The 24,289-nt window shown below is 34.2% G+C and carries 13 protein-coding genes, 2 tRNA genes and 3 rRNA genes; 6 read left to right on the forward strand and 12 right to left on the reverse strand.

Features of this window, described 5'->3' with window-relative positions; translation table 11 throughout:
• Positions 1–6: 6 nt before the first annotated feature.
• The 10 genes from rrf to BGS40_RS07970 all read right to left on the reverse strand — a co-directional run bounded on the left by rrf (position 7) and on the right by BGS40_RS07970 (position 13,524).
• Positions 7–123 (reverse strand): 5S ribosomal RNA (gene rrf / locus BGS40_RS07925).
• A 255-nt stretch (positions 124–378) separates the two neighbouring features.
• Positions 379–3,285 (reverse strand): 23S ribosomal RNA (locus BGS40_RS07930).
• Between the two features lie 532 nt (positions 3,286–3,817).
• Positions 3,818–3,894: transfer RNA gene (locus BGS40_RS07935), tRNA-Ile, on the reverse strand.
• 8 nt (positions 3,895–3,902) lie between these two features.
• Positions 3,903–3,978: transfer RNA gene (locus tag BGS40_RS07940), tRNA-Ala, on the reverse strand.
• A gap of 102 nt (positions 3,979–4,080) precedes the next feature.
• Positions 4,081–5,593: ribosomal RNA gene (locus tag BGS40_RS07945) — 16S ribosomal RNA — on the reverse strand.
• Together the 16S, 23S and 5S rRNA genes with 2 tRNA genes alongside form the textbook arrangement of a ribosomal RNA operon.
• Before the next feature lie 452 nt (positions 5,594–6,045).
• Complete coding sequence (locus BGS40_RS07950) at positions 6,046–6,579, reverse strand: hypothetical protein (RefSeq protein WP_002871164.1); 534 nt, start codon at positions 6,577–6,579, stop codon at positions 6,046–6,048.
• A gap of 2 nt (positions 6,580–6,581) precedes the next feature.
• Positions 6,582–8,978: a molybdopterin-dependent oxidoreductase gene (locus BGS40_RS07955; RefSeq protein WP_096738596.1), complete on the reverse strand. Its 2,397-nt coding sequence runs from the start codon at positions 8,976–8,978 to the stop codon at positions 6,582–6,584.
• A gap of 265 nt (positions 8,979–9,243) precedes the next feature.
• Positions 9,244–10,251: a type II asparaginase gene (locus tag BGS40_RS07960; protein WP_257841733.1), complete on the reverse strand. Its 1,008-nt coding sequence runs from the start codon at positions 10,249–10,251 to the stop codon at positions 9,244–9,246.
• Between the two features lie 83 nt (positions 10,252–10,334).
• On the reverse strand, positions 10,335–11,906 hold the full coding sequence (gene recJ, locus BGS40_RS07965; protein WP_052786625.1) for a single-stranded-DNA-specific exonuclease RecJ: 1,572 nt from the start codon (positions 11,904–11,906) through the stop codon (positions 10,335–10,337).
• A complete protein-coding gene (locus BGS40_RS07970) occupies positions 11,893–13,524 on the reverse strand; it encodes a CTP synthase (RefSeq protein ID WP_052786624.1) in 1,632 nt (543 codons plus the stop codon). Before BGS40_RS07970 ends, recJ begins: the two co-directional genes overlap by 14 nt.
• Before the next feature lie 119 nt (positions 13,525–13,643).
• Between BGS40_RS07970 and thyX the strand changes: the two genes are divergently transcribed.
• Together thyX and BGS40_RS07980 are read left to right on the forward strand one after the other, a co-directional pair.
• The gene (gene thyX, locus BGS40_RS07975) at positions 13,644–14,267 is read left to right on the forward strand and encodes an FAD-dependent thymidylate synthase (protein ID WP_002853111.1); all 624 of its coding nucleotides are present in this window, start codon (positions 13,644–13,646) and stop codon (positions 14,265–14,267) included.
• A gap of 120 nt (positions 14,268–14,387) precedes the next feature.
• Positions 14,388–15,773 carry a cation:dicarboxylate symporter family transporter gene (locus BGS40_RS07980; RefSeq protein WP_052795004.1) on the forward strand — a complete coding sequence of 462 codons (1,386 nt, stop codon included), beginning with the start codon at positions 14,388–14,390 and terminating at the stop codon, positions 15,771–15,773.
• A 38-nt stretch (positions 15,774–15,811) separates the two neighbouring features.
• Here the strand turns inward: BGS40_RS07980 and BGS40_RS07985 are convergent, their stop codons facing one another.
• Positions 15,812–18,181: a ribonucleoside-diphosphate reductase subunit alpha gene (locus BGS40_RS07985; RefSeq protein WP_096738598.1), complete on the reverse strand. Its 2,370-nt coding sequence runs from the start codon at positions 18,179–18,181 to the stop codon at positions 15,812–15,814.
• Between the two features lie 15 nt (positions 18,182–18,196).
• The gene (purB, locus tag BGS40_RS07990) at positions 18,197–19,525 is read right to left on the reverse strand and encodes an adenylosuccinate lyase (RefSeq protein WP_096738599.1); all 1,329 of its coding nucleotides are present in this window, start codon (positions 19,523–19,525) and stop codon (positions 18,197–18,199) included.
• Positions 19,526–19,602: 77 nt separating this feature from the next.
• Here purB and BGS40_RS07995 point away from each other — a divergent pair, with 77 nt between their 5' ends.
• The 4 genes from BGS40_RS07995 (at position 19,603) to BGS40_RS08010 (ending at position 24,261) form a co-directional block, all read left to right on the forward strand.
• Entirely contained in the window at positions 19,603–20,505 is a 903-nt protein-coding gene (locus BGS40_RS07995) for an RluA family pseudouridine synthase (RefSeq protein WP_057095858.1), read from the forward strand.
• Positions 20,506–20,617: 112 nt separating this feature from the next.
• Positions 20,618–21,484, forward strand: a complete 867-nt coding sequence (locus BGS40_RS08000; protein ID WP_096738600.1) for a fumarylacetoacetate hydrolase family protein — start codon at positions 20,618–20,620, stop codon at positions 21,482–21,484.
• 94 nt (positions 21,485–21,578) lie between these two features.
• Positions 21,579–22,493, forward strand: a complete 915-nt coding sequence (locus tag BGS40_RS08005) for a cytochrome-c peroxidase (RefSeq protein ID WP_019260216.1) — start codon at positions 21,579–21,581, stop codon at positions 22,491–22,493.
• The gene (locus BGS40_RS08010) at positions 22,483–24,261 is read left to right on the forward strand and encodes a methyl-accepting chemotaxis protein (RefSeq protein WP_096738601.1); all 1,779 of its coding nucleotides are present in this window, start codon (positions 22,483–22,485) and stop codon (positions 24,259–24,261) included. Before BGS40_RS08005 ends, BGS40_RS08010 begins: the two co-directional genes overlap by 11 nt.
• Positions 24,262–24,289 lie beyond the last annotated feature (28 nt).

A 24,289-nucleotide genomic window follows, 5' to 3' on the forward strand; every position in this document is an offset into this window, starting at 1 on the left:
TTAACAAGTCCGCAATGAGCTACTTTCCCCCTGCCAGTAAGGCGTAGTATCATCACCCACGATGTGCTTAGCTTCTTGGTTCGGGATGGAGCAAGGCGTTTCCACATCTGTATAATCACGGACATTGTTATTTAAATATTCTTTGAAAGATTGAATTTAAGAATAAAACTTAATCTTTTATTCCTTTAATTTTTTCTTTATTCTCTTTCTTCTTTTCTTATCTTTTATCTTTGATAAGTTTTTATATAGAATACTTAAAAAACAATGTTAAGAGCAAGTTCTAATACAAACTCTACTTGAAAGATTTCTATTAAACTCTAAATATTATCTATATTCAAAGTCTTCTTAAAAACCTTAACAAGGAAGTGATGCTTTATTAAAGATAAGCCAAACGCTCTATTAGTACTGGTCAGCTAAAGGACTTTCATCCATTACACACCCAGCCTATCAAACTAGTAGTCTTCTAGAGAGCTTAGAGAAGATTCATCTTAGAGTTGGCTTCACGCTTAGATGCTTTCAGCGTTTATCCTTTCCAAACTTAGCTACGCTGCGATGCTCTTGGCAGAACAACAGCTACACCAGTGGTTTGTTCAACCCGGTCCTCTCGTACTAGGGTCAAATCTCTTCAATCTTCTTACGCCCACGGCAGATAGGGACCGAACTGTCTCACGACGTTCTGAACCCAGCTCGCGTACCGCTTTAAATGGCGAACAGCCATACCCTTGGGACCTGCTCCAGCCCCAGGATGCGATGAGCCGACATCGAGGTGCCAAACCTCCCCGTCGATGTGAGCTCTTGGGGGAGATCAGCCTGTTATCCCCGGGGTACCTTTTATCCTTTGAGCGATGGCCCTTCCACACAGAACCACCGGATCACTAAGACCGACTTTCGTCTCTGCTTGACTTGTATGTCTTGCAGTTAAGCTGGCTTATACCTTTATACTCTACGAACGATTTCCAACCGTTCTGAGCCAACCTTTGTAAGCCTCCGTTATTATTTGGGAGGCGACCGCCCCAGTCAAACTACCCACCAGACATTGTCCCACTTGAGGATAACTCAAGCTGGTTAGCTACCCAAATAAGAAAGAGTGGTATCTCAACAATGGCTCATATACAACTGGCGTCATATACTCAAAGCCTCCCACCTATCCTGCACATTCTTATCCAAGTAGCAGTGTCAAGCTGTAGTAAAGGTCCACGGGGTCTTTCCGTCTTGCCGCGGGTAGGAGGAATTTTCACCTCCACTACAATTTCACTGGATCCCTCTTTGAGACAGCTCCCATCTCGTTACGCCATTCATGCAGGTCGGTATTTAACCGACAAGGAATTTCGCTACCTTAGGACCGTTATAGTTACGGCCGCCGTTTACTCGGGCTTCGATCAAGAGCTTCGCTAATGCTAACCCCATCAATTAACCTTCGAGCACCGGGCAGGCGTCACACCCTATACATCCTCTTACGAGTTAGCAGAGTGCTGTGTTTTTGGTAAACAGTCGGGAGGGACTCTTTGTTGTAAGTTTCCTTGCTTTCGGAGTAAATCCTAATACAAAGCTAACCACACCTTATACCGAAGATACGGTGCTATTTTGCAGAGTTCCTTAAAGAGAGTTCTTCCACGCGCCTTAGAATACTCATCCCACCCACCTGTGTCGGTTTACGGTACGGGCAACATTAGCTAAACTTAGAAACTTTTCTTGGCTCGACGGCATCAGGGGTTCTTCTATCCATCCGAAGACTTCAAAAAGCCTTTCAGTTCTCGGAGTATTGTTATACGGATTTGCCTATATAACCTCCTACGACCTTAGACTAGCACTTCCATCCGCTAGCCCCCTTAGCCCTAAGCGTCCTTCCATCGCACACTAATGTTGGTATTGGAATATTAACCAATTTGCCATCGTCTACCCCTTTCGGACTCGACTTAGGACCCGACTAACCCTACGATGACGAGCATCGCGTAGGAAACCTTGGGTTTACGGCGTTAATGATTCTCACATTAATTATCGCTACTCATGCCTGCATGCTCACTTCTATTCGCTCCAGCACTCCTTACCGGTATACCTTCGACGCAAATAGAACGCTCTCCTACCACTTAGTAAACTAAGTCTACAGCTTCGGTACTTACTTTAGCCCCGTTATATTTTCCGCGCAAAATCACTAGACCAGTGAGCTATTACGCTTTCTTTAAAGGATGGCTGCTTCTAAGCCAACCTCCTGGTTGTTTAAGTAACTTCACATCGTTTTCCACTTAAGTAAGATTTAGGGACCTTAGCTGGTAGTCTGGGTTGTTTCCCTCTTGACGACGGATTTTATCACTCGCCGCCTGACTGCTGTGATTACATATAAGGTATTCGGAGTTTGATAGGGTTTGGTACATTGGTGTATGCCCTAGCCCATTCAGTGCTCTACCCCCTTATATTACGACACAACGCTATACCTAAATATATTTCGGAGAGAACCAGCTATCACGAAGTTTGATTGGCCTTTCACCCCTATCCACAAGTCATCCCGGGGCTTTTCAACGCCTATGGGTTCAGTCCTCCACTAGTTCTTACACTAGCTTCAACTTGCTCATGGATAGATCACTTCGTTTCGGGTCTGCAGCATCTGACTAAGCGCCCTATTCAGACTCGCTTTCGCTACGGCTTCGCGTTTGCTTAACCTTGCCAGACACCACAACTCGCAGGCTCATTATGCAAAAGGCAGTCCATCACCCTGTATTGCTACATAGGGCTCTGAATGATTGTAAGCAAATGGTTTCAGGTTCTATTTCACTCTGATCACCTCAGTTCTTTTCACCTTTCCCTCACGGTACTTGTGCACTATCGATCTGGTATTAGTATTTAGGGTTGGATCGTGGTCGACCCGGATTCAGACAGGATTCCTCGTGTCCCGCCCTACTCAGGATACTGCTAGCTAAGGTTTGTTTTTCGCATACGGGACTATCACCCTCTATGGTTATACTTTCCAGAATGTTCTGCTAAACTTACCTCTTGCACATTGCAGTCCTACAACCCCCAGTGCAAGCACTGGGTTTGCCCTCTTGCGCTTTCGCTCGCCGCTACTGACGCAATCTCTATTGATTTCTTTTCCTGAGGGTACTAAGATGTTTCAATTCCCCTCGTTCGCTCCTATATAGGTAATGTATATCTCTATACATTGGGTTGCCCCATTCGGAAATCTACGGATCAAAGCTTCTTGACAGCTCCCCGTAGCTTATCGCAGTCTAGTACGTCCTTCATCGCCTTTACCAGTCAAGGCATCCACCATTCGCTCTTAGTAGCTTACCTTTTTTACCTTTTATTATTGATTCTAAAACGCATCACTTCCTTGTTAAAGTTTTTATGATAAGACTTCTTTATCTTAAGACGGAAAGCATTCAAACACTTAATATAAAACTAAATGATTTAGTCTCAACTAAGCTGTGAGTTTGAAACTTGTCTTTAATTTATAATCCTTAAATCTAATATTCTCTTTATTCATAGAAGAGAAGACAGCTAAAAGTTAAGTTAAACTAAAGAAAAAATAAATAGGTTTTATCCTTTAACAAGTCCTGTAAAATTGTTTTTATTAAAACTTGCTTGTGACTCTTAACAATGATAATTAAAAAGAACATTTAGGTTTAAAACCTAAAGGAAGTATATATATTAACATAATCATTATAAATATAAATGCATAATGTATGCTACTTATATCTATTAAAGTATATTCTTTTATAGTTAAAGATAAAAATAAATCTAAGTATAGAGTTTATATTTTATATTTAATCTATTTTATATACTTGCTTTAGATTTTAAAGCTTCTTTATTCAAATCTTTTTTATGGTGGGCCTAACAAGACTTGAACTTGTGACCTCACCCTTATCAGGGGTGCACTCTAACCAGCTGAGCTATAGGCCCTTAATAAATGGTGGAGAATAGCGGGATCGAACCGCTGACCTCCTGCGTGCAAAGCAGGCGCTCTCCCAGCTGAGCTAATTCCCCATAAACAATTAGCTTTATCATCAATCTTTAAAATCTAAACAAGAATCAATTGAGTTTATATATTGAAGTAATAGTTGTGAGACTTATTACTTTGTACTCTAGAAAGGAGGTGATCCAACCGCAGGTTCTCCTACGGTTACCTTGTTACGACTTCACCCCAGTCGCTGATTCCACTGTGGACGGTAACTAGTTTAGTATTCCGGCTTCGAGTGAAATCAACTCCCATGGTGTGACGGGCGGTGAGTACAAGACCCGGGAACGTATTCACCGTAGCATGGCTGATCTACGATTACTAGCGATTCCGGCTTCATGCTCTCGAGTTGCAGAGAACAATCCGAACTGGGACATATTTTATAGATTTGCTCCACCTCGCGGTATTGCGTCTCATTGTATATGCCATTGTAGCACGTGTGTCGCCCTGGGCATAAGGGCCATGATGACTTGACGTCGTCCACACCTTCCTCCTCCTTACGAAGGCAGTCTATTTAGAGTGCTCGGCCGAACCGTTAGCAACTAAATACGTGGGTTGCGCTCGTTGCGGGACTTAACCCAACATCTCACGACACGAGCTGACGACAGCCGTGCAGCACCTGTCTCTAAGTTCTAGCAAGCTAGCACCCTCTTATCTCTAAAAGGTTCTTAGGATATCAAGCCCAGGTAAGGTTCTTCGCGTATCTTCGAATTAAACCACATGCTCCACCGCTTGTGCGGGTCCCCGTCTATTCCTTTGAGTTTTAATCTTGCGACCGTACTCCCCAGGCGGTACACTTAATGCGTTAGCTGCATTACTGAGATGACTAGCACCCCAACAACTAGTGTACATCGTTTAGGGCGTGGACTACCAGGGTATCTAATCCTGTTTGCTCCCCACGCTTTCGCGCCTTAGCGTCAGTTGAGTTCCAGCAGATCGCCTTCGCAATGGGTATTCTTGGTGATATCTACGGATTTTACCCCTACACCACCAATTCCATCTGCCTCTCCCTCACTCTAGACTATCAGTTTCCCAAGCAGTTTAATGGTTAAGCCATTAGATTTCACAAGAGACTTGATAATCCGCCTACGCGCCCTTTACGCCCAGTGATTCCGAGTAACGCTTGCACCCTCCGTATTACCGCGGCTGCTGGCACGGAGTTAGCCGGTGCTTATTCCTTAGGTACCGTCAGAATTCTTCCCTAAGAAAAGGAGTTTACGCTCCGAAAAGTGTCATCCTCCACGCGGCGTTGCTGCGTCAGGGTTTCCCCCATTGCGCAATATTCCCTACTGCTGCCTCCCGTAGGAGTCTGGACCGTGTCTCAGTTCCAGTGTGACTGATCATCCTCTCAGACCAGTTAAGCGTCATAGCCTTGGTAAGCCATTACCTTACCAACTAGCTGATACTATATAGTCTCATCCTACACCGAAAAACTTTCCCTACTCAACTTGTGTTAAGCAGGAGTATAGAGTATTAGCAGTCGTTTCCAACTGTTGTCCTCTTGTGTAGGGCAGATTAACTATACCTTACTCACCCGTGCGCCACTAATCCACTTCTAGCAAGCTAGAAGCTTCATCGTTCGACTTGCATGTATTAGGCACGCCGCCAGCGTTCACTCTGAGCCAGGATCAAACTCTCCATAAAAATTATAGATAGTTTAATCTTTTTCTTCAAAGAAAAAGTTATGAAAGATTAAAAGAAAAACTTTTAATCTTTTTAATTATTAGATTGAATAGATTTTACATAATTACTTATGCCTAAATCTTTCTGGCTCAATCGATCACTTATTTAGATTTCAAAGATTGACTAATAAGATTTGAATAACAATACTAAGTTAAAAGAACAAAACAAAAAATCATTTTTAAAAGAAAAGTTTTTAAATTAAAAAACAAGATTTATAAAAAAGCTTTTAGTTTATAAGACAAAAACCAAAAGAGTTAATTTATAAAATCTACTAAGCTAGTGAAACTTTATAATTTAAAAGATTTTAAGTCCTTTTTTCAAAAAAAGGAAATGAAAGTATAACCAATTAAACTTAAAAGGGGATTAAACAAGGCTTAGAATTTAGCCTTGTTTTGGAAAATTAAAAAATAAAATTAATTTAAATTTACAGGACCATCGCTAGCATGAGATTGTAAAAAACGCAATATTCTAGCTTTTTCTTCATCAGTAATTTTTGCAAAACCCTGCATAGCCGATAAATAAGCATCCCATTCTTCCATTAAATGTTCTTTTGGTTTATGAGCTGCATGGCAAGAAGTACAAGTATCATAATAAGTCAATTCCACCTCATCCCAAGCATCAATTTCTTTATCAGTCAAATCTTTGTTTTTTACCCAAAATTCCATAATAGGAGAAACATTTTGATTTTTAAGCTTTAAAAGTACATAAATTCCATCTTTAGTAAAAGCCAAAGTTTTTGGATCATTTTCCACTGCAAATCCACCAACTCTAATTAGACTCATATCGCCTTCTTTTTTAAGTACTTCAACCTTAACCCCTTCATAAATTTCACCTACGGCTTTTTTAGATTTCGGATCTAAAATTTCCACTTTTTCATTAAAAATATATGCATCTTGTGCAAAAGAAATTCCACATAAACAAGTTAATAAAATTAAAAACTTTTTCATTATTAAGCTCCTATGATTTCTGGTGGTGTTATTGATTTATAAGGTTTTACAGCTCCTTTAACCTTGCGAATAGCCACTAAACAAGTATTTACACTTGTTGCTTGTGCCATGGTTGAAGTTGGCCTTGAACTTGTTAAAACATTAACATGTCCGGCATTACATCTTGGTTTTCTATCATTCACATCTTCAGGATCATACCAAGCACCTTCTTGTATGCTAACTACTCCTGGCATAATTTTATCTGTTACAAAAGCACCCGCTAATAAACTTCCACGATCATTATATACTTCTACTACTTCACCATGGGCAATACCAAGCTTTTTAGCATCTTCACTATTTATAACCACCGGCTCACGACCTTGAATCTTGTAAAGATCTCTTACCCAAGTGTTATCAAGTTGAGAATGTACTCTATATCTTGGATGCGGACTTAATAAATGGAATGGAAAATTCTTTGTAAGTTTTTCATTTCCCAACCATTCTGCCGGTTCAAACCAAGTTGGATGTGCTTTAAAATCTTCTAAATTATATTTTTCAAATTTAGGTGAATAAATTTGAATTTTACCACTTTCTGTTGCAAGTTTATTTGCGACTGGATCGGCTCTAAATTCTGAGTGTCTTACAAAATCATAGGCTTCTTTTGGTGGCATAAAATGAATAAAACCTTTATCCCAAAATTCCTTAAAACTTAAGTAATCAGGACAATCGCTTCTTCCATAAAATCCTTCAAGCCATTGTTCTTTTGTTTTTCCTCCGGTAAATTTTTTATGTTCTCTTTCCCCTATTCTTTTTGCCATTTCTTCAAAAATATCATAATCATTCTTACTTTCAAAAACTGGTTCTATCACTTTTTTCATCGCATAAACATAGTCTTGAGAATACGATCCACCAAAACTAATATCATCTCTTTCCAAAGTTGTAGTTGAAGGTAAAACAATATCTGCCATTTTTGCCATAGGAGTCCACCAAGGCTCATGCACAATAACAGTATCTAGAGTTCGAATCGCACGAATAAGCTCATTTGTATCTGGATGATGTCCTAAAATAGAAGCGCCTACTACATACATCATTTTAATTTTAGGAAAAGTAATTTCTTTACCTTTAAATTTAATAGTTTTACCTGGATTTAAAATAGCTTCTGAAACCCTACTTGCTGGAATATTAAAATCAAGATTATTTTTACCTTGCGGCAAACCTACTGGAAGTCTTACACCTGAAAATGCCTGTCCGCCACCTGAATAATGCATAGAAAAGCCGAATCCACCTCCTGGTAGGCCAATCTGTCCTATCATAGCTGCTAAAACCATCAAAGTCCAATCAGCTTGCTCGCCATGATGTGCTCTTTGCATAGCCCAGTTTCCTGCTAAAAAAGTGCGATTTTTAACAAAAGTATCTGCCAAAGAAATAATAACCTTTTCATCCAAACCTGTTATTTTTGAAGCCCATGCAGGAGTTTTTTCTATACCATCGCTTTTACCCAATAAATAAGGTAAAAACTTATCAAAACCATCGGTATATTTTTCTATAAATTTTTTATCGTACTTTCCGCTTTTATAAAGATAATTCATAATACCAAGCATCAAAGCTACATCTGTATTTGGACGGATTTTAATCCACTGCGCATCTAAAATTTCTGCAGTTTGAGTATATTGAGGATCAATGCTTATAAATTTTATATTCGATTTGCGATACTTTTTATAATACTCATCATTCCCACGATTTGCAACTTTAAAATCGATTTGATTGCATTTATAAAGATCTGTACCCCAAAGTACATAAACTTGAGTATTTTTTAAAATTTGTTCATGGGTTGTTTGCAAAGAATAAACCTCCAAATCTCCCATAATACTAGCATTTACTTTTCCAGCTGCACCATTACTATACTCACCATCTGTACCTATATGTCCACCAAGTGCTGTATTAAAAAATCTTCCTGCTACAGAATTACAATTATGCAATAAACCTACATGTCCCCAACCACCATAACTTGCATTAAATAAATTTTCAATAGGAGTTTCTTTAAATTTTTGCAAAATAAGCTCATAGGCTTTTTCCCAGCTCACTCTTACAAAAGGCTCTTTACCTCTTAAACTAGGTTTTTTCTTACCTTCTAAAAAACTTTTTCTAACACAAGGATATTTCACTCTTGTATCTGAATAAGTCCTATCAATAATAGCATCTGTAATTACCGAAGGATGTTTATCAGATTGCTGAGGAGTAACTTTTACTATTTTACCTTCTGAATTTACATCAGCCCAAAATGCACCAAAATGCGTCGCATGAGGAACTTTTTTTATATCATAAAATTTAGTTTCTTTAGCTGCCATAAGTGGATTTACAGAAGCAATTGCAGAAGTTGCGGCCAAAGTTTTAAGAAATTTTCTTCTTGAAATACCCATTTTATACCTTTATTAAATTTGAAATAATTTCAAATTAATTATAATACGATAGTTTTAAAATATGCTAAATTAATTATAAAAATAATTTATATTATTAAAATTAAATTTTTATCAAATCATTAAAATTATATTTGAATATTTTTTTAAAATAAAAATTGATTATTTACTTTTTAACGAAACATTACCTCTAGTACTCGCATTAATTTTTAATATTATAAACTTAATTTTTATTCCTCAATTGCAATGAAATTAATTTTTATAAACTTTAATACTTTAGAAAATATTCTTTAATTTTTTTATTATTGTTTGTTTTAGTTAATGCTAGCAACAAAAGAATTCTAGCCTTTTGTGGATTTAAATCTTGTGCACAAATAAAACCTAAATTTTGGTCTTCTTGACTTACAACCACACTACCTGATTGGATGCGAGAACTTACAACAACCTTAAGCCCTTTTTTTAAAAGCTCTTTTAAAACATCTTTTTGATTTTTGTGTATACTTCCTGCTCCACTTCCTGCAACAACTATGCCCTTAGTTCCATGTTCAAATAAAGCTTTTGCAGCGACACCACTACCATCATTTGAATAGCTATAAAGAATATCTACTTTTGGCAAACTTGTGAGTTTGCTTACATCAAAAGGAGCGTTTTTTGTGTGAGCTTTAGTAACATTATTATAGAAAAAGACTTTACCATCTACTATATAACCCAAATCCCCAAAATCAGGAGAAGAGAAAGCATCAACATTTAAACTATGAGTTTTTACTACGCCTCTAGCGCTTAAAATTTTATCATTTATAGCTACCATAACACCCTTATTCTTAGCTTCTTTATTGGCAACTAATGCCACTGCATTATAAAGATTTTTCGGACCATCCGCACTTATAGCAGTTGATGGACGCATAGCGCCAACTAGAACTACGGGCTTATCACTTTTAATGGTTAAATTTAAAAAATAAGCAGTTTCTTCCATAGTATCAGTACCATGAGTTATCACCACACCGTCTATCCCCTCAGCAAAAAGCTTAGCAATTTTTTTAGCAAGTCTTAACCAAATTTCATCACACATATTTGAACTATCAATATTTGCTATTTGCTCCCAACTAATATCTGCTAAATCTCTAATTTGCGGAACTGCTTTAATTAATACATCTATATCAATGGCTCCGGCCGTATATCCTGTTGTAGCAATAGTGCTATCAATGAAGCCTGCTATCGTTCCGCCTGTTCCTAAAATAGCAATCCTTGATTTAGCTTTTTTCATACATACTCCTATAAAAAGACAACATATAAATAATTTTTTAATCTCTTGTATATTAATTTTTTAATGTTATTAATGCAAATTATAAGTAAAAATTTTTATAAAATCTCTTTAACAACAAACTGTGGAGTTACCATTCCCCTAAATTCATTCTTAGAAATACTTCCAAGCAAAGAAATATTTTGATTCAATTCTGGCTCTTTATCAAAATTAAAAAATAAAGCTTCTATGGTTTTATTTTCCTTAGTTAAAACAAGCTTTAAGTGTTTTTCATCTTTACCTAGAAGTTTTTTATTTTTTACACAAAGATTTTCTAAAACAAAAAAAGGTCGTGGATTTTTATGTCCAAAAGGTTCAAAAGATTCTAAAATTTCAAGCATTTCAAAATCAATTTCGCTAGGTTCTAAGATTCCTAAAATTTCATCTGTATCCAAAAATTCACTTTCAGAAATTTGCGAACATTCTTTTTTGATTTTATTTTTAAATTGTTCAAAATTTTCAGAGTTTAAACTGATTCCAGCAGCACCTTTATGACCACCATAATTGCTTAATATAGAATTTGTCTTAGAAATTAAAGCTAAAATATCAATCTTGCCAACACTTCTTGCGCTGCCTTTTAAGTGTTCTTCATTTTGAGAAAATACAAAAGCAGGTTTATTAAAATGTTTAGCTAAACGACTTGCCACAATCCCTAAAACACCTTCATGCCAATTTAAACCCGATACCACAATACAAGAATCGTTTTCATCGATTTGATTTAAACTATCTTCAAAAAGCTGTTTTTCTTCATCTTTACGACTTTCATTAAAACTAACAATTTGCTCTAGATATTCTAAAGCTTTATTAAAATCTTTAGTGTGTAAAAATTCATAAGAAATACTTGCATCATCCATTCTTCCAGCACTATTTATAAGCGGAGCAATTAAAAATCCTATATTATCAAGAGCAAATTTATCCTTTTGATAATAATGCTTAATAGCCCTAAAAGCAGCCCTTTTAGATTTGTTAATATGATCTATACCACGCCTTACTAAAGCACGATTTAAATCTCTAAGTTCCATCATATCTGCAACAATTGCAATCGCCAAAAGTTCTAAAAATTTACACATGTCATATTTAAGCTTGCACACCTCTTTTAAAGCCGCTATCAAATACCATGCGACTTGAGCTCCACAAATTTCAATTTCTGGAAAATCACAATCTTTTTGCTTTGGATTGATAATAGCAAAAGCATCAGGTAAAACATCTTGAGGCATATGATGATCAGTGATAATCAAATCTATATTTTTTTCTTTACAGAGTTTGGCTGCTTCAAGAGCAGCTATTCCATTGTCTACTGTTATTATTAAATTTACATCAAGTTCGTTGATGATCTCAGCATTTAATCCATATCCATCTTTAAAACGATTCGGAATTCTTATAATATAATCAAAACCTATATCATCGAAAAATTCTGCCATAATAACACAAGAAATGATTCCATCAACATCATAATCTCCTACTATAGCGACTTTCTCATTTTTTTCTACAGCTTCTTTGATGCGATTAGCTGCTTTATATACATCCTTTAAACAGCATGGCAAAGGCAGATCGCAAAGTTTGGTATGCAAATCTTTTTCAAAGCGTGAAGCTAAAATTTTTTTAATTTCATTTTTATTAATTATCTTCATAGTTTATAGCTGCCTTGATAAAACTGCAAATCACAGGATTAACATGCTCAAGTCTTGATGTAAATTCTGGATGAAACTGCACAGCCAAGAAAAAAGGATGACAGTTAAGCTCAACTGCTTCAATCAATCCTTTGCTTTCACCACTTACAATCAAACCGTGTTTTTCAAAATCTGCTCTATATTTTGGATTTGCTTCATAGCGATGACGATGGCGTTCTTTTACACTCTTTACTTCATTATAAACCTTAGCCAAAAGGGATTTTTCCTTGATATCACATTTATAAGCCCCTAAACGCATAGTTCCACCTAAAGGAGTTTTTGCAGTACGAATTTGTTTTTCTCCATTTGTATCCATAAATTCATCAATCAAATAAACCACAGGATTTTGGCATTTTTCATTAAATTCACTTGAATTTGCATCTTTAAGTTTTAATACATTTCTAGCAAATTCCACCAAAGCAAGCTGCATACCTAAACAAATTCCTAAAAAAGGAATTTTATTTTCTCTTGCGTATTGAATGGCTTTTATCTTACCTTCTACACCACGATATCCAAATCCCCCAGCAACCAAAATTCCACTCACATCTTTAAATACTTCAGCACTTTCCATATTTTCAAGTTTTTCACTATCTACCCATTTTAACTCCACTTTAGTATCTAGGGCTGCACCTGCGTGTATAATAGCTTCAGTAAGGCTTTTATAACTTTCTTTTAAATCCACATATTTGCCTACAAAAGCGATTTTAACTTCATTGCTTGGAGCTATAACTCTTTTTACCAAAGAGTCCCAATTTTCCATATTAGGTTTTAAATTTTTCAAATCCAAAATTTCAGCAATAGGGCTTAAAATATCTTGCTTTAAAAAATTAAGTGGAATTTGATAAATACTAGCCGCATCAACACTTTCTATCACGCAATTTTTTTCCACCCCGCAAGAAATAGCAATTTTATCTTTTAAATCTCTATCAAGAGCTTTTTCACTACGACAAATAATCATATCAGGACTAATGCCTATGCGTCTTAACTCGCCTACACTATGTTGAGTTGGCTTTGTTTTTAATTCCCCTGCAGCCTTAATAAAAGGTACTAGAGTAAGATGAATATTCATAGCATTATTTTTACCCACTTCCAAACGCAAAGCACGAATAGCTTCTAAAAAAGGCAAGCCTTCTATATCCCCAACAGTTCCGCCTATTTCAACGATAAGTATATCTTTGCCTTCTCCTGCTTTTTTAATGCGATCTTTGATTTCTCCTACTATATGAGGGATAACTTGAATGGTTTTGCCAAGATATTCTCCACGCCTTTCTTTTTCAATCACACTTTGATAAACCCGTCCTGTAGTGAAGTTATTATCTTGAGATAAACTCTCATCCAAAAAACGCTCATAATGCCCCAAATCAAGATCCGTTTCTGCTCCATCATCAGTTACAAAAACCTCTCCATGCTCAAAAGGACTCATAGTGCCTGGATCAACATTGATATAAGGATCAGCTTTTAAAATACTCACTTTAAGCCCTGAATTTTTTAAAAGTGTTGCGATAGAAGCAGCGGCTATCCCTTTACCCAAAGAACTTAAAACTCCACCTGTTACAAAAATATATTTTGTTTGTTTCATTGATAATAAGCCTTATTTTTTTATCTAATTATAGCTTGATAAAACTTTTTATTTCATTAGAATTTTAAGTAAAAAATGCAAGAATTACAAAAAATATTTTTATCAAAAAAGGAATAAGCATGCAAATCACTTTACTTTTTCACACTCCATTATCTGTTTGTTCTCATGCAACAAGAACTTGTTGGCAAAGCTTTGAAAAAGGCGATTGCGGTGGCGAAAAAGATAAAGAACTTATCGATCGCGTGGGCAACAAATTCAAACACGCTTCAACCTTAGAACATCTAAACTATACTTTTTATATACAAGGAATTTCAAGAGCTTGCTTACAAGAAGTTGCAAGACACCGTCACACTAGTCCTAGTGTAAAAAGCACGCGTTATACCTTAAAAGAACTTCGCAATGAAGCTGAATTTAAAATAGGAGATTTTGAAAATGCAAGCCGTTATCTTGTGCTTTGTGGTAATGAAGAGGTTGATAACGCAAGCATTAAAGCCTTAGAAAATTTACGCACTATTTTACAAAAAAGCATTAGTCTAGATATAGCCAAATACTGCTTACCAGAAAGCTATAAAACTGAACTTACACTAACGATTAATGCAAGAAGTTTGCAGAATTTCATTTCTTTGCGTAGTTCAAAATCAGCTCTTTGGGAGATTAGAAATTTAGCAAATGCTTTATTTGAAGCCTTGCCACAAGAACACAAATTTATATTTGAACATTGCTTACATAAAGATATAGAATAAATCATACTAATTTTATCTTATTTAAAATATTGTTATGCTACCATTTATAAAATCAAGCTTTACGCAAGTATATTTTCATAATACCTTGTGCTTGATTATAGTTTCTTATAAGGACTTTTTATGGATAAACAATTTTTTCAAGATTTTCTAATGCTTTCACAAGCTCATACTATAACTACTCTTGCTATGCTTTGTGTTGTTTTTTACGCATTAAAAAAAATGCGGGATATAAAAATCAATTTTTCTCTTCGCATGCTATTTGCGCTTTTAATGGGTTTGGGGTTTGGTTTTGCTTTGCAATATTTGGCAAATTTTCCAGATGCCAAAGAAGCAAGTAATATTCTTTGGTATAGCGAAACAAAACATTGGTTTGCATTTGTAAGTTCTGTTTTTGTAGCTTTTATAAAAATGCTGGTTGTTCCTCTTGTAAGCATTTGCATTATAAAAGTAATTATAGAAATTGATAAAAATATCAAAATATCCTCCTTGCTTGGAATAAGTCTTTTTTGGATACTCTTTAGCACAGCCATAGCTGCAACCTTGGGTATATTTTTAGGTTATAGTTTTGATTTAGGAAGTAATTTTGCTATATATGAAGGAAATAAACAAATTCGCGAAATTCAAACTTTTTCAAATATTATACTAGGGCTAATACCTAGCAACATCATTGCAGCTATTAATAAAGAAAATATTATAGCTATTGTCATTTTTTCTTTTTTTATAGGAATTAGTGCTAAAAAAATTTCTAAAAAAGAAGAGTATGAACAAGCCTTTAAAAGTTTTCATAATTTTATCCTAACTTTTTATAATATTATGATGAACATGACTGCTACAGTTATTAGATTTATGCCTTATGCTGTAGTTTGTATGATGGCTAATGTGCTTTTAAGCAATGGTTTTGAAGCTATCAAAACAGCTGGACTTTTTATAATGCTTATTTATATAGCTATGTTTATGATGTTCGGGGTGCATTTTTTACTTCTTGCTTCACAAGGGCTAAACCCTATAAAATATGCAAAAAAAGCATTTCCTGTATGGTTATTTGCATTTAGCTCAAGATCTTCTTTGGGCACTTTGCCTATGACTACTTCAACTTTGCAAAATAAATTTGGAGTTAATTCAGCTATAGCTAATTTTGTAGCATCTATAGGTACAACAACAGGACTTAATGGTTGTGCGGGATATTTTCCAGCTTTAGCGGCAGTTTTTGTAGCTTTTGCTACACATACACATATTGATTTTACATTTGCTTTAATGATAGTTTTGGTAGCTGTTATTGGATCCTTGGGTATAGCTGGAGTACCTGGAAGTGCAACTATGGCAGCTTCTATTATGCTAACAGGGATTGGATTTGGTAATAATTTTGTCATGCTAAGTTTGATTTTAGCTATAGATCCTATTATAGATATGGCAAGAACAGCAAGTAATGTCTCAGGAGCTATGACTTCAGCACTTTGTACTGCAAAAAATCTAAAAGCCCTAGATAAAGAAATTTACAATTCTTAATCTTTTAAAACCCAATGTTTTTCATTGGGTTTTAGTATTTATTGGCAACCTTCACATTCTATGCTACGATCTGCAACATTGACTTTTTCACTATCAGGGCTTTCGCTTCTTAGATAATAAGTAGATTTTACTCCAAGCTCCCAAGCGAGTTGATAAATTTCATTTAAATATCCCCCACTTGCTTTATCAAGCGATAAAAAGATATTTAAACTCTGCCCTTGATCGATCCATTTGCCACGCACAGCAGCAGCCTTTACAAGAATTTTTTGATCAAGTTCGTAGGCTGGAGTATAGTATTGCCAAGTATCAAGGCTTAAATTTGGCACAACAACAGGTATCATACCACTTAAATTTTGTTCAAACCACTTTCTTTTGTAAACAGGTTCTATAGTCTGCGTAGTACCCACCAAAATAGAAATAGAAGAAGTAGGTGCAATGGCCATCAAATAACCATTTCTCATACCATCTTTTTTAACTTTTTCTCTAAGTTTAACCCAGTCGCATTCACTTTGATCAAATAAGCCCTCTCTTAAAGTTAAAGCTTTAGCCTTAGGACTTGCTACATCAATAGGAAAAATCCCCTTGCTCCAATTTGATCCTTCAAAATCTTCATAAGAACCTTTTTCAAGAGCTAAATTTGAACTCGCATTAATAGCCTCAAAGCTAATTTGTTCCATAATCTCATCGATTTTATTTAAATGCTCATCGCTTCCCCAATAAATCTTAGCCTCAGCAAGCATTTGTGCCTCACCCATGACTCCAAGACCTATGGCGCGAGATTTTAAATTTGTATCTTTTACTTTTCTATGAGGATAAAAATTTAAATCTATCACATTATCAAGCATACGAATAGCCGTTGGCACAACACGCTCTATATCTTCTTTAGTATATACTTTGCTAAGATTTATACTTGCTAGATTACAAACGGCTGTTTTTCCATCATTTTTATATTTTTCTACTATATAAACTTTATTACCATCAATACTATCTAAAGTTGAGATTTTTTTGGCTGGTTTTTCATATCCCCCATCGATCACAACTTTTTGCTCTTCATCAAAATGAAGCTCATCTCCATTTTCAAAAACTACTTTAATTTGATAATAATTTGCCTCAGTATTTTGAAAAATTTCAGTACATAAATTTGAACTTCTAATAATTCCTACATGAGCATTTGGATTTGCTCTATTAGCGCTATCCTTAAAACATAAAAATGGCAAGCCTGTTTCAAAATAATTTAGCAAAATTTTCTTCCAAAGCTCTTTAGCTTCTACGATTTCTTTGGTAATGCTTTCATCTTTTTCATATTCTTCATAGCGTTTTTCAAAAGCTTCACCATATAAATCACACAAATCCGCCGTATCCGCAGGATCAAAAAGAGTCCATTTATCATTAGCTCTTACTCTCTTCATAAAAAGATCATTGATCCATAAAGCAGGAAAAAGTTCATGAGCACGGCGTCTTTCTTCACCTGAATTTTTACGCAAATCAATAAAATCACTTATATCCATGTGCCAAGGTTCTATATAAACAGCTATAGCTCCTTTTCTGGTTCCTAGCTGATCTACTGCCACGGCAATATCATTAGTAATTTTCAAGAAAGGTATAATCCCTCCTGCGGCATTTTTATGCCCATCTATGCTTCCACCCATAGCACGCACTTTAGACCAATCCCAACCTATACCGCCACCAAATTTAGAAAGCAAAGCCATTTCTTGATAAGAATCAAAAATACCTTCAATATTATCAGGGGTTGATCCTATATAACAAGAACTAAGCTGATGGCGCGTTGTTCTTGCATTAGATAAAGTCGGAGTTGCAAGCATGAGTTCAAATTTAGAAATTAAATCATAAAATTTCTTCGCCCATTCTTGAGGATTAAATTCATTCTGCGCTAAAAACATCGCAATGGCCATAAACATTTGTTGAGGAAGTTCTATAGGCATACCTTTACTATCTTTAATCAAGTATCTATCATATAAAGTTTTAATACCAAGATAAGTAAATTGCATATCGCGTTCAGGTTTAATATAAGCATTTAAATCATCTAAATCGTATTTTTCTTTAAGACCAAGTAAGATTCTTCCTTCTTTTTCGCCCTTTTCAAAATACTCACGCAGATGATTATAGCGATTCATACCATTAACTTTTTTATATAAATCAAATAAAAAAAGTCTAGCTGCAACAAAGGTCCAATTTGGACAATCAATATCTATCTTATCTACTGCAGTTTTAATTAAAGTTTTTTGAATTTCTTCAGTTGAAATTCCATCACGAAATTGAATCTTTGCATCGAGTTCAAGTTCGCTTAAATTCACACCTTCTAAATCTTTTACAGCATCAGAGGTGCATTTTTTGATCTTAGAAACATCCAATTCTTCTGTGCGACCATTTCTTTTAATAACTTTCATTGCCTTCCTTGATTTTTATTTAAATGTTCTTTTAAAAATTGCATCAACATTTTTTGTGTAGTAGCTATAATCGAAACATTTTCTTACATCCTCTTCGCTCAAACTTTTTCTTAAATCTTCATCGCTTAAAAGCGCTAACAAAAACAAACTTTCATTTTTTTCATTGATAGCAGCCTTGCCATTTTGCAAATCTGCCCAAACTTTCATAGCGTTTCTTTGAACTATTTTATAAGCTTCTTCACGACTAATGCCTTTAAATGGAAGCTCTAAAAGCACCCTCCCTGAAAATACAAGTCCGCCTGTAAGATTTAAATTTTTCATCATATTTTCAGGATAAACCAAAAGCTTATCAATCAAATTTGTAAGACGCATAAGCATAAAATCAGCTGTGATAAAAGCATCAGGTAAAATAAATCTTTCAACACTAGAATGAGATATATCTCTTTCATGCCAAAGTGCAACATTTTCTAAAGCTGGAGTTACAAAAGATCTAAGCACGCGACAAAGCCCTGTGATATTTTCACTTAAAACAGGATTTCTTTTATGTGGCATAGCTGAACTTCCTTTTTGTCCTACACTAAAATACTCTTCAGCCTCATAAACTTCAGTTCTTTGAAAATGTCTTATCGCTACAGCGATTTGCTCACAACTTGAAGCTAAAATTGCAATAGCAGAAATAACTTGAGCATAACGATCTCTTTGGATCACTTGATTTGAAACAGGGGCAGCTTTAAGACCTAAATTTTTACAAACTTCTTCTTCAAATTCCAAAGGAGCATGGGCAAAATTTCCCATTGCACCACTGATTTTTCCATAGCTTATCACTTCTTTTGCATGTTCTAAAAGCTCTTTTGCATGCAAAATTTCATCATACCAAATAGCTAACACTAAACCGAAAGTGATAGGCTCTCCATGAATTCCATGACTTCTTCCTACCATTAAGGTATTTTTATGCTCCAAAGCACGCTTTTTGATCACTTCTAAAAGCAAAGAAACATCTTCTAAAATAAGCTCCAAACTCTCTTTTATCTGTAAAGCAACAGCCGTATCTATACAGTCAGAACTTGTCATTGCATAATGCACAAAACGACTCTCTTCTCCCAAACTTTCACTTACACTTGTAAGAAAAGCGATAACATCGTGTTTTGTGGTTTTTTCTATTTCGTCTATTCTTGCAATATCAAATTTTGCATTTTTAAGAATTTTTTCGCAGTCTGTGTCATTAATGAGACCGAGTTTATTCCAAGCTTTTACAGCAGCTAATTCTACTTTTAACCACGCATCGTATTTTGCTTGCATGTCCCATTTTTTAGCCATGATTTCTCTGCTATATCTTTCAACCATCTTTGAAACCTTTTTAGCTATAATTTTATATTTTAAAAAACAGAAATTATATCAAATTATCCTAAGAAAGTTATTAAATGGCTTACATAAAAATAAAACTCTCAAATAATGGAAAAAAGGCATTTCAAGTCCTTATGGAAAATTTAAAAATTAGCATAAATGAAGCACAAAAACTCATAGACAAAAAAAGACTTTTTTGTGATGGAATTTTAGTAGAAAAAAAGAATGAAATTTTAAATGGTTTAGTAGAGCTTATAGTCTATAAAAACAATCCCAAAGGAGTAGAAATTGTCTTTGAAAATGAAGACTTTGCCATACTTGAAAAAGAAAGTGGGATCTTAAGTCATCCAAATGGTAGACATTGTAAATACAGTCTTAGTGATGAAATTTGGCATCTTTGGGGAAAAGAAGCTTGCGTAGCACACAGACTTGATAAAGAAACGAGCGGACTTATACTTGTAGCCAAAAATAAAAAAGCTCAAATTGATCTTAAAGCTTTGTTTGAAAAAAAACTGGTTCAAAAAGAATACCTTGCTCTAGCTAACGGAAAAATAGAAGAAAATTTTATAATTGATAAAGCCATAAATTTAGCCAAAAACTACGATGATGTAAAAACAAGGATGCAAATTTGTAAGGAAGGAAAACAAGCTATCACTGAGTTTGAAATTTTAGAATACTTTCCTAAAATCAACGCTACTCTTTTACTCTGCAAACCCTTAACAGGCAGACAACACCAAATAAGAGTGCATTTACACTATAAAAACCATACCATTTTAGGCGATCCACTTTATGGGCTTAGCAAAGAACAAATCGAAAGTATTTTAGATGAAAAATTAACCCCCAAAGAACGCTTAAAACTTACAGGTGCCTTGCGTTTGTGTTTGCACTCTTATCGTTTGAAATTTCAATATAAAAATCAAAATTTTAATATCAACTCAAAAATAAACATAAAAGAAATTTTCAACAATTCTATAAAATAAAATGATGTTTCACTACGCTACAATCAATCACTTTTTTACCAAATTTTAAAACAAAAAAATAATTCTTGCTAAAACTTTAAGTATAATTAAATAAAAAAGCGAGATTTTCCAAATGAAATTTGTTAATTTTATACAGGGTCAAAAACCCAATCTAGGAGTACTAAATTCTAGTGGAAAAATTGTAAGTTTTGATGATCTTGACATTGAAACTAACGATATGAATGAATTTATTATCCATTTTGATAAATTTAAACACAAACTTACAGACTTGGATTCTAAAATAGCCTATGAAATTCCACAAGAAAATTATCTAGCCCCTATTATAGAACCTCGCCAAGATATTATATGTCTTGGGATTAATTTTTTAGATCATGCCAAAGAATCTGCCAAATTTAAGGGTGAAAAATTTGAAGAAAGAGAATATCCTGTATATTTTGGAAAACGCTGCAATCAAGCTACGGCACCTTTTGGCGATATACCTTTACATGCAGATGTAACTTCTCAGCTTGATTATGAATGTGAGCTTGCATTTATTTTAAGTAAAGATGCTTATAAAATCAAAGCTAAAGATGCAAAAGATTATATCTTTGGCTATACTATTATCAATGAAATTTCAGCTCGCGAACTTCAAAAACGCCACAAACAATTCTACCGAGCAAAAAGTCTTGAAGGTAGCACTATAATGGGACCTTATATCACAAGCGTAGATGAAATTTCTTATCCTCCTAAACTCCAACTTCAAAGCTATGTCAATGATGAACTACGCCAAAACTCTAACACTCAATTGTTTATTTTTGATATTGCTTATGTCTTAGAAGAACTTAGCGCAGGCATGCTTTTAAAAGCTGGAAGTATTATATCTATGGGAACTCCTAGTGGAGTAGGTATGGGGTTAAATCCACCTACTTTTTTAAAATCAGGAGATAAAGTGCGTTGTGTCATAGAAAATTTAGGAGAACTTTGTAATAAAATAAAATAAAAAATATTAAATAAAAAATATCAATTATTAAATAATTTACTAAAATTATACTATAATGTCATTTTAAACACTTAAATTAAGGCAGAAATTTATCATGAAAAAAATAATAATGATTTTATGTTTATCTTATGCAAATATAGTCTTTGCAGTAGATATGATAACCCCTATTCCAAATTCCATCTCTTATGATAAAGAAAAAGCTGAACTTGGAAAAAGTCTTTATATGGATAAAAGTTTATCTAAAGATGGAAAAGTTTCATGCAATACTTGCCATAGACTTGATCAACACGGTGTTGATGGGCTTGAATTTTCAATAGGAGTTGATAATCAACTCGATAAACCCTTTAACACTCCTACAACCTTTAATTCTGTGTTTAATTTTGTGCAATTTTGGAATGGCAGAGCTAAAGATTTAACAGAACAAGCTACAGTACCTTTTTTCAATCCCAAAGAAATGGGGCTAAGTCCTGAACTTCTTTTACAAAAAGTTAATTCAAATGAAAATTATGTGAAAACTTTTAAAAAACTTTATGGAGAAGTTACAGTAGAAAACATAGCCCTTGCAATTGCTGAATTTGAAAAAACCTTAATCACCCCAAATTCTCCTTTTGATCGCTATCTTAGCGGGGATCAAAATGCTATTTCAGCTCAAGCTAAAAAAGGCTATGAAGATTTTAAAGCTAATGGTTGCATTTCTTGTCATCAAGGTCAAAATATAGGTGGGAATATGTTTCAAAAAATCGGTATTTTTGAAGAATACCCAAACCAAGAAGATTTAGGGCGCTATGAAATCACAAAAAGAGAAGCTGATAAAATGGTATTTAAAGTTCCTAGTCTTAGAAATATAGCCAAAACCGCGCCTTATTTTCATGATGGTTCTATACCTACTTTAGATGCTTGTGTTCAGTTTATGGCTTACTATCAACTAGGAAAATTTTTAGATCAAGAAACAGTTGACAATATAGTTGCATTCTTAGAAAGCTTAACAGGAGAATATCATGACAAATAAAAAAAGTTCATTTTTGATAAAATTTATTATCTTATCTACACTAGTTTTGACTTTCATTCTTGTTTTATTAGCTATTATTTTTAATAACTATTCTTCATCTAAAGACAATAAAGACTTGATAAACATAGTTCAGCAACTAGAAATTTCAGATGAAAAAATCAATTCTATTTTTCAAAATAGTTTTAATTTTATCAACTATGACCCAAGTGTGCAAGCGATAAAAAAAATGCAAGAAAACTTTGCAAAACTTAAAACTTTTGGGATTGACATAAGCAAAGCAGAAGAAATTTTTAATGCCAAACTAATTCAGCTTAATTATTTTAAATCCGCAAATTCCATAGCAGTAAATTCAAAACTTTATTTATTTGAACTAGCTAAAAATTATTTTGAAGAATTGGAACAAAACCATGAAACAAATAAAAACAACTATAAAACAATGAACTCCATGTTAAGCGTTCTTTCAACTGAAAGTATTTTACAAAAAACAACATTAAATCAACTCAACAGTCTTATGAAAGAAATCAAAAATGATGCAAAAAATGAAAATTTGCAACTTTTTTTAAAACACTATAAAATGATTGTAAAGCAAATTTCTATTATGCAAGATAATTCTTCTATTTATGAAAATAATTCCCTTATGAAAGAGTTAAAACAACTTGACACTTTTACCCAAAATACTATAGAACAATCTAATTTATTTAAATTTTATATCGCTTTGGCAGTATTTGGAATTACTATCGTATTATTTGTATTTTTTATTTTATTAACACTAAAAAAAGTCATCATACCAATTCATACTTTAGAAAAACTAAGTGCTAATTTAGCTAGCAAAGAAGCCAATCTACATTCTCGTTTAAACATAGATCCAAAAAGCGAGCTTGGACAAAGCGCTCAATATATTAATTCATTTATATCCACCGTTCAAAACTCGATCATAGAAGCCATAGAAAATGCTAAATCAAGTCATCAAAATTCACAAAAACTCAAAAGCAATTCTATGATGCTTGAAAACAGTTCTAATTCTCAACATGAACAAATTCAAGGAGTTAAAGAAATCACTCATGTTTTAGATGATCATATCAATCTTGCGGGAAATTTAGCACAAGAAAGTATAGAAAATATGCAAGATATGCACATACTAATGGATAAAGTAGAACTTACTCTATCTGAACTTGTAAATTTAATAAACGAAAACAATGAAAAAGAACAAAATGTAGTAGCCAATATGGATAGTCTAACCCAAAGTGCGGATAATATTATAGAAATCACAAATTCCATTAAAGATATAGCTGATCAAACTAATTTACTTGCTCTAAATGCAGCTATCGAAGCTGCAAGAGCAGGCGAACATGGGCGTGGATTTGCTGTTGTAGCCGATGAAGTTGGACAACTTGCTGATAAAACAAGCAAATCTCTTTTAAATATCAATGCTACTGTTAATACTATAGTCCAACAAATCAATGACAACAAAGCCTTAATGGATCTTATCCATGATTCTATGAAAGAAACCTCTTCAAAAACCAATGATTTACAACAAGAACTTGTAAATTCTATGCATAAATTGGAAAGCTCTATAGAATCAACCCAAACCATGAAAGATAAAAGCATGGAAGTAAAAGATAAAATGCTTATCCTAGGAACAAATATAGACAAAGTTAACGAACTTGCAAATTCTGTTAAAGATTTATCATGTGAAATCAATAATATCTCTCAAAATGTTCTAAATGGTGCCTCTAAACTCTCCGAAAAATTAAGTAGCTTTCAGTAACTTTTTTCACGTTAATTTAACTTAACGT

The organism is Campylobacter sp. 107 (genome assembly GCF_002383835.1).
Classification (GTDB): Bacteria; Campylobacterota; Campylobacteria; order Campylobacterales; family Campylobacteraceae; genus Campylobacter_D; species Campylobacter_D jejuni.